The organism is Saccharothrix xinjiangensis (genome assembly GCF_039527585.1).
GTDB classification, from domain to species: Bacteria; Actinomycetota; Actinomycetes; order Mycobacteriales; family Pseudonocardiaceae; genus Actinosynnema; species Actinosynnema xinjiangensis.
On record NZ_BAAAKE010000049.1, the window covers coordinates 24797 to 33104 of the forward strand.

General features: G+C 70.8%; 4 protein-coding genes and 1 pseudogene. 4 read left to right on the top strand and 1 reads right to left on the bottom strand.

The annotated features are described in order from the left end of the window. The first annotated feature begins 571 nt into the window (after window positions 1-571). Entirely contained in the window at window positions 572-3295 is a 2724-nt protein-coding gene (locus ABD223_RS42000; protein WP_344043687.1) for a beta-L-arabinofuranosidase domain-containing protein, read from the top strand. An 81-nt stretch (window positions 3296-3376) separates the two neighbouring features. Here ABD223_RS42000 and ABD223_RS42005 read toward each other — a convergent pair whose 3' ends face one another. After that, window positions 3377-4714, bottom strand: a complete 1338-nt coding sequence (locus ABD223_RS42005) for an extracellular catalytic domain type 1 short-chain-length polyhydroxyalkanoate depolymerase (RefSeq protein ID WP_344043689.1) — start codon at window positions 4712-4714, stop codon at window positions 3377-3379. Between the two features lie 268 nt (window positions 4715-4982). Between ABD223_RS42005 and ABD223_RS42010 the strand changes: the two genes are divergently transcribed. From ABD223_RS42010 to ABD223_RS42020, 3 genes and pseudogenes are all read left to right on the top strand, one after another. Further along, a complete protein-coding gene (locus ABD223_RS42010) occupies window positions 4983-5936 on the top strand; it encodes a PaaX family transcriptional regulator (RefSeq protein ID WP_344043691.1) in 954 nt (317 codons plus the stop codon). A 548-nt stretch (window positions 5937-6484) separates the two neighbouring features. Then, entirely contained in the window at window positions 6485-7963 is a 1479-nt protein-coding gene (locus ABD223_RS42015) for an endo-1,4-beta-xylanase (RefSeq protein ID WP_344043693.1), read from the top strand. 85 nt (window positions 7964-8048) lie between these two features. After that, a pseudogene (locus ABD223_RS42020) lies at window positions 8049-8308 on the top strand (hypothetical protein); the annotation flags it as partial.

Genomic DNA, 8308 nt, shown 5'->3' on the forward strand with positions numbered 1-8308 from the left:
AAAACTAATCCGATCGTCTTTGGTCGGCACGTCAATGTAGACACGCCCCATTTGTCCAGTCAACGGCGGAGGACGCTAAAAATTCGGGCGTGAATTTTAGCCCTGGAATCCGGCCGACAACGCCGGGCAACGGCTTTCCGGTCGATCAATTGCCGCGAAACGTTTCGACCACTTCCCGCCCGGCGGCACCCCGGTGGAGGAGAACCACCCGCACCCCTTCGCCGACCTCGGTGCCGAGGACGACCGGTCCGCAGGCCGCCACCACTGCCCGCAACGGTATTGACACCGTCAGTGTTATCGCTAACACTAGGGTGTAACGCTCCGGTCACGCAGCCGACACCTCTGCGCGACCCGCGATCGGCGGCCGCCGGAGCCTCTGCCCGACAAGCGTTCTGCACCGCCGCTCACGCGCCCGTTCGCCCCGGCCAACGGCGCCATTGTTTGTTAACGATAACAAGAGTGCCCGCCGAGGATGCGGTCCGACCCCGGTGGAGCGCCTACCACCTGCTTGCGGACGGGCTCGCCCGCAGCCGCCGCAGCCGATCCCGGGAGCCTCATGTCGTCCTCACCGTTGAGCCGTCGCAGGCTGTTGCAGGCCGCAGGAGTCGCGGCCGTCGCGAGCACCACCCCCGCCCTGTTCCAGGGCGCCGCCGAGGCGGCGGCGGTCCCGCCGGCGCGCGCCGACCTCGGCGTCTCGGCCCACGCGTTCGACCTCGGCGAGGTGCGCCTGAGCCCTGGTCGCTGGATGGAGAACCAGAGCCGGACCCTGACGTACCTGAAGTTCGTCAACGTCGACCGGCTGCTCTACAACTTCCGCGCGAACCACCGGCTGCCCACGAACGGCGCGGCGGCGCTGGGAGGCTGGGAGGCGCCGAACTTCCCGTTCCGCACCCACAGCCAGGGGCACTTCCTGACCGCGTGGGCCCAGGCGTGGGCGGTGCTGGGCGACACCACGTGCCGTGACCGGGCCAACTACATGGTCGCGGAGCTGGCGAAGTGCCAGGCGAACAACGCGGCGGCCGGGTTCGCCACCGGTTACCTGTCGGGTTTCCCGGAGTCGGACTTCACCGCGCTGGAGGCCGGCAACCCGGTGTCGGTGTCGTACTACTCGCTGCACAAGACCCTGGCCGGCCTGCTGGACGCGTGGCGCCTGATCGGCAGCACCCAGGCCCGTGACGTGCTGCTGCGGTTCGCCGGGTGGGTGGACTGGCGCACCGGCAGGTTGTCCTACAACACCATGCAACGCGTGCTGGGCACGGAGTTCGGCGGCATGAACGCGGTGCTGACCGACCTGTACCAGCAGACCGGCGACTCCCGCTGGCTCACGACGGCGCAGCGGTTCGACCACGCCGCGGTGTTCGACCCCCTGGCCGCCAACCAGGACCGGCTCAACGGGCTGCACGCCAACACCCAGGTGCCCAAGTGGATCGGCGCGGCGCGGGAGTACAAGGCCACGGGCGCCACCCGCTACCGCGACATCGCCACGAACGCCTGGAACATCACCGTGGGCGCGCACACCTACGCCATCGGCGGCAACAGCCAGGCCGAGCACTTCCGCGCGCCCAACGCCATCGCCGCCTACCTCAACACCGACACCGCCGAGGCGTGCAACACCTACAACATGCTCAGGCTCACCCGCGAGCTGTGGCTGCTGGACCCGAACAACGCGGCGTACTTCGACTACTACGAGCGCGCCCTGCTCAACCACCTCATCGGTCAGCAGAACACCGCCGACCCGCACGGCCACATCTGCTACTTCACCGGCCTCAACCCCGGCCACCGGCGCGGCAACACCGGACCCGCCTGGGGCGGCGGCAACTGGAGCACCGACTACACCACCTTCTGGTGCTGCCAGGGCACCGCCCTGGAAACCAACACCTCGCTGGCGAACTCCGTCTACTTCCACAACGGCACCACGCTCACGGTGAACCTCTACACCCCGTCGGTGCTGACCTGGGCGCAGCGCGGCATCACCGTCACCCAGAGCACGAACATCCCGGTCACCGACACCACCACCCTCACCGTGACCGGCAACGCGAGCGGGTCGTGGACGATGCGCCTGCGCATCCCCGCCTGGACCACCGGCGCGACCGTCAGCGTCAACGGCGCGGCCCAGGACATCACCACCACGCCCGGCAGCTACGCCGCGCTGACCCGGACCTGGGCCTCCGGCGACACCGTCACCCTGCGCCTGCCCATGCGCGTGACCACCGTGCCCGCCAACGACAACCCCTCCGTCGTCGCCGTCACCTACGGTCCCGCCGTGCTGTCGGGCAACTACGGCAACACCGCGCTGTCCGCGCTGCCGACGCTCGACGTCGCCTCGATCACCCGGACCGGCACCGGCTCGCTGGCCTTCACCGCCCGCGCCAACGGCACGACCGTGAACCTGGGGCCGTTCCACGACGCCCACGGCCACAACTACACCGTCTACTGGAACACCGGCGGTGGCGGCGGCGGTTCCGACGCCGGGTACCGGCTGTTCAACGCCGCCAGCGGCCTCGTGCTGGGCGTGCAGGACATGTCGACCGCCGACGGCGGCCTCGCCGTGCAGTGGGGCGACACCGGCACCCGCGACCACAACTGGGAGCTGGTGGCCGACGGCGGCGCGGTGCGGCTGCGCAACCGCAACAGCGGCAAGGTCCTCGGCGTGCAGGACATGTCCACGGCCGACAACGCCCGCGTCCTCCAGTGGTCCGACACGGGCACCGCCGACCACCGCTGGACCGTCGTGGACAACGGCGACGGCACCCACAAGCTCCGCAACGCCCACAGCACCAAGCTGCTGGGCATCCTCAACGGCTCCACCGCCCAGGGCGCGCAGGCCGTCCAGGACCCCGACAACGGCACCGCCGACAACCGGTGGCGCTTCGTGCCCGCCGGGGCCCGCCGCGTCCAGAACCTCAACAGCGGCTTGGTCCTGGGCGTGCAGGACATGTCCACCGCGGACGGCGGCCTGGCCGTCCAGTGGGACGACAGCGGCACCGCCGACCACCTCTGGACCGCCGTGCTCGACCCCGACGGGTACTTCCGCCTGCGCAACGGCAACAGCGGCAAGGTCCTCGGCGTCGAGAACGCCGCCAACGCCAACGGCGCCCGCGTGCTCCAGTGGGCGGACAACGGCACGAACGACCACAAGTGGCGGCTCCGCTACGGCACGGGCGGCTGCTTCCGCATCCAGTGCGCCAACGGCGGCCGGGTGCTGGGCGTCAACGGGGCGTCCACGAGCCGGGGCGCGCAGGTCGTCCTCTGGGACGACAACGGCACCGCCGACCACCTGTGGCGTTTCATCTGACCGGTCGGCGCGACGACCCCGCCCGGTGCTCCCGGGCGGGGTTCGCGTTCACCGGCGGGACCGGTGCGGGCGGGCCCGGGGTCAGCCGGTGGCGCAGGGCGTGCCGTTGAGGGTGAACGAGGCGGGCTTGGCCGCGTCGCCGGTGTGGGTGGCCTGGAAGCCGATGCCGATCGAGGCGTTCGGCGGGATCGCGGCGTTGTAGGCGGCGTTGCGCGCGGTCACCTGGCCGGACCTGGGCGAGTAGGTGGCGCTCCAGCCGGAGGTGATGGTCTGGCCGCCGGGCAGGGTGAAGGCCAGGGACCAGCCGTTGACCGCGGTGGCGCCGGTGTTGGTGATGGTGATGGTCGCGGTCAGCCCGGTGTTCCAGGCGTTGACCGTGCCGGTGACGCGGCACGAGCCCGAGCCGCCCGTGGTCGTCGTGGTCGTGGTGGTCGTCGTGGTGGTCGTGGTGGTGCTCGTCGTCGTGGTGGTGCTGGTGGGGTCGCCGGTCCCGTCGAGGCCGAAGAACGCGACGGCCCGTGCGGCCATGCCGCCCGACGGCAGGCTGTGACCCGCGCCCTGGACGCTGTAGGCCTCGACCAGGGTGGCGCCGGAGCTGTCGTTGTAGCGGCGGCGGTTCCAGTTGGCCTGCGGGGTGTCGGTGGACGACGGCGTCTGGCCCAGGCCGAACACGTCGGTCCACTGCTCGATCGACTCCTGGAGCAGCGAGTACGGCACGAGGGTGTCGTTGGTGCCGTGCCAGAGCTGGACGCGCGGCCGGGCCCCGGTGTAGCCGGGGTTGACCTGGCGCACCGCGTCGCCCCACTGCTGCGGGGTCCGGTTCATGGTCCCGTTGGTGCACCTGCCGCCGGGCGGGTAGTCCGCGGCGTTGGCGAAGCAGTTGAAGGGCACGCCCATGAACGCCGCGCCGGCCTTGAACACGTCCGGGTACAGCGCGAGCATGTGGTTGGTCATCATGCCGCCGGACGACGAACCGGTGGCGAAGACCCGGCCGGGGTCGCCGCCGTAGCGCTGCCGGACGTGGTCGACCATCGACACGATCGACACCGGGTCGCTGCCGCCGCCGCGGCGCTTGGCGGCATCCGACCAGGTGTCGAAGCACTTGCCGAAGCCGGCCTCCTGCTGGGCGCTGGGGTAGACGACGATGAACCCGTGCCGATCGGCCAGCGAGGCGAACTCGCTGCCCGAGTAGAAGCCGGGACCCGAACCGCCGCACCCGTGCATCGCCACCACGATCCCGGGGTTGGCGGGGCGGGAGTCCGGCACGTACACGTGCATGCGCATCCCGCCCGGGTTGCTGCCGAAGCTCGTGACCTCGGTCAACGACGCCGCGGACGCGGGCGTGGGTGAAGCGGTGACGAGACCCGCCACGGCCAGTGCTGCCGCCGCGGCGACCAACAGGCTCGGTGTGACCTTCATGCGCTGGGCTCCTTCGTTTCGCGCACGACCGGATGAGTGGGTTGAGCTGCGCGGACGAGCGCGACCCCTGGCGCGGCGGAGGGAGGTCCACGCGTGCGCGCACCCGCCGGATGCTCTTCCGCCTGGTCAGGGGCGGCATCCGTTAGATGACAGTTAGAGTGCTCACCGATCGACAAACTGTCAATCAACCATCTCGACAGGCGGGTCTGCTCCACCCGAGGCCGATTACAGTCGGCGTCAACCGTCCCCGAGCCCCGTCGGAGCCGCCGTGACCAGCCCGTACGACATCGAGGAGATCTTCCCGGACGACGGGGTCCGGCTGCCCCGGCGGCAGAACGGCAACTCACCGCAGGGGCTGACCGTGACCCTGTTGGCCGACTACACCCTGCGCACCCGGGCCTGGCTGCCCTCGGCCGCCATCGTCGCCCTGCTCGCCGAGGCCGGCGTCAGCCACGCCGGCGCCCGCACCACCATCAGCCGCCTCGCCCGCCGCGGCGTCCTCGAAGGCAGCAGGCAGGGGCGCAACAGCTCCTACCGGTTGACCGAGGCGGCCGCCCGCAACCTGGCGGCCGGCGGCCGCTCCCTCGTCTCCGCCGCCACCGGCGCCGCGGCCTGGGACGGGCAGTGGACGCTGATCGCCTTCTCCCTGCCCCAGGACGGGGACGCCCAGCGGCGCGAACTCCGCAGCCGGCTGCGCTGGCTGGGGTGCGCGCCCCTCTACGACGGCCTCTGGATCTCCTCCCACGACCTCACGGGCAGGACCGGGGCGCAACTGGCCGACCTCACCTCCGGCGCCCTGACCGTCTTCCGCGCCCGCCACGTCGAACTCGACGCGTCGATCGGCCGCAACCCCATCGACGCCTGGGACACCGCCGCCATCGCCCGCCACTACGAGGCGTTCCTCCGGCGGTGGAACCCGCTGCTGCCCGACATCCGCGCCGCGCGGATCACCGGCGTGGAAGCGGTCGGCGCCCGCACCGCGGTCATGGACACCTACCGCCGCCTGCCCATCCTGGACCCGAGCCTGCCCCTCCGCCTGCTACCGCCGGGATGGCCGCGCAAGTCCGCGCTCGACCTGTTCACCGCCGTCTACGACGGTCTCGCCGGACCCGCGCAGGAGCACGTGCGGGCCGTCGCGGGCCGGTTCACCACCGACGCCCTCACCCCCGTCCAGGCGCACACCGCCGCGGACCTGGTCGCCGGCCTGCCAGGCGCTTCCTGACCGGACGCCGGAGCGGACCAGGCCCCCGCCGAGCCGTGGCGGTGATCCCGGCCGAAGTCGCGCCCTCGGCGACGCCACCGGGGCGCGGCGGGGCCAACGGGAGCACGGCCCCTCCGGCCGATGCCCGCAATGAGCCCGAATGACCGCGGGACACCGCCGGACCAGGCGGCCCACCACTCACCACGGTAACCACGGCAACAATCCCGGTCAACATTCCACCGGCGCTAAAATGTTCGCGCTAACTTTAGCTGCGCGCCATAACCCCCGCTGTCGAACGGCGTTCGAACTGACCACGCCGCCGGAGAGGTCCGCCGTCGCTTCGCCGAACGGTCGAGCGAGTTCCCGCCGGGTTCGAATCAGCCTCTACCTGCACGAAACATTTTCGTTACGCCTTGACCGGGCCGCGTCTCATCGTTCACAGTCTGACAGGCACGATGCCGGCCCACGCGACCACCGCCGCCCCCCGATGTCCCCCCATTTCCACCGAGGACAACGGGACTCAAAATTGTTAGCGTTAACAGATGTATTTGACCTCAAAAGGACAATCGATGAACGATTCAACACGAGCGGTCATTCGACCGACGCCCGCGCGGCGGTCGAGAACAACGGCGTTGCTGCTCGTCGCGGGACTCGTCGCCACCTCGATGGCGACGGTGTTCGGCGGCCAGGCCTCGGCGGGCACGACGCTGGGGGCCTCGGCGGCGGAGAAGGGGCGGTACTTCGGCGCCGCCGTCGCGGCGGGTCGGCTCGGCGACGGCACGTACGCGACCATCCTGAACCGCGAGTTCAACAGCGTCACCGCCGAGAACGAGATGAAGATGGACGCGACCGAGCCGAACCAGGGCCAGTTCACGTTCACCAACGGCGACCGGATCGTCAACCACGCCCTCAGCCGCGGCATGAAGGTGCGCGGCCACACCCTGGCCTGGCACGCCCAGCAGCCCGGCTGGATGCAGCGCATGGAGGGTTCGGCGCTGCGCTCCGCGCTGGTCAACCACATCAGCCGGGTCGCGTCCTACTACCGGGGCAAGATCCACTCCTGGGACGTGGTGAACGAGGCGTTCGCCGACGGCGGCTCCGGCGGGCGGCGTGACTCGAACCTCCAGCGCACCGGCAACGACTGGATCGAGGTCGCCTTCCGCACCGCCCGCGCCGCCGACCCGGGCGCGAAGCTCTGCTACAACGACTACAACACCGACGGCATCAACGCGAAGTCGACCGGCATCTACAACATGGTGCGCGACTTCAAGGCCCGCGGCGTGCCGATCGACTGCGTGGGCCTCCAGTCCCACCTGACCAACTCCGCGCCGTCGGACTACCAGGCCAACATCCAGCGCTTCGCCGACCTCGGGGTCGACGTGCAGATCACCGAGCTGGACATCTCCGGCTCCAACCAGGCCAACGCGTTCGGCACCGTCACCCGCGCGTGCCTGGCGGTGGCCCGCTGCACCGGCATCACCGTCTGGGGCATCCGCGACAGCGACTCCTGGCGCACCGGCCAGAACCCCCTGCTGTTCGACGCCTCGGGCAACAAGAAGGCCGCCTACACCGCCGTGCTCAACGCCCTCAACGAGGGCTCCAGCCAGCCCGGGGTCGTCGACCCGACCGCGTGGTACGTGCTGGTGAACCGCAACAGCGGCAAGGCCTTGGACGTCTACAACCTCGCCACCAACGACGGGGCGCGCATCACCCAGTGGGCCCGCAACGACGGCAACCAGCAGCAGTGGCAGTTCGTCGACTCCGGCGGCGGCTACTACCGGGTGAAGTCGCGGCTGTCGGGCAAGGTGCTGGACGTCTACAACCTCTCCACCGCCGACGGCGCCGACATCGTCCAGTGGACCGACAACAACGGCGCCAACCAGCAGTTCCGCGTGGTCGACGCGAGCGGCCACATCCGGCTGGTCAACCGCAACAGCGGCAAGGCCGTCGAGGTCCAGGGCGCGTCCACCGCCGACGGCGGCAACGTCGTGCAGTACAGCGACTGGGGCGGCGCCAACCAGCAGTGGCAGCTCCTCCGCGTCGGCTGACGCGCGTCCTCCCTCCTGCGAGCGGCGCCCCGTTCCCGGACGGGGCGGGGCGCCGCCGCACCCCACCGACGAAAGAGTGCGAATCATGTACGGGACAAGCCAACCCCCGTCACCGGCGCGGCGGTCAACCGCGTTCGGGCCCGGGTCGGGACTGCGCCGCCGGTGGGCCGGAACGGCCGTCGCGCTCGCGGTCGTCCTGCTGGGCGGTGTGACGGTGGTGCTCGGCTCGACCGCGGCCTCGGCCGCCTCGGTCGACACGAACGCGTGGTACGTGCTGGTCAACCGCAACAGCGGCAAGGCCTTGGACGTCTACAACCTCGCCACCAACGACGGCGCCCGCATCAC

Excerpts from the sequence above, each read along its gene's own strand:
- ABD223_RS42005 (WP_344043689.1), bottom strand. The coding sequence starts at position 4,714 with ATGAAGGTCACACCGAGCCTGTTGGTCGCCGCGGCGGCAGCACTGGCC.
- ABD223_RS42015 (WP_344043693.1), top strand. The coding sequence starts at position 6,485 with ATGAACGATTCAACACGAGCGGTCATTCGACCGACGCCCGCGCGGCGG.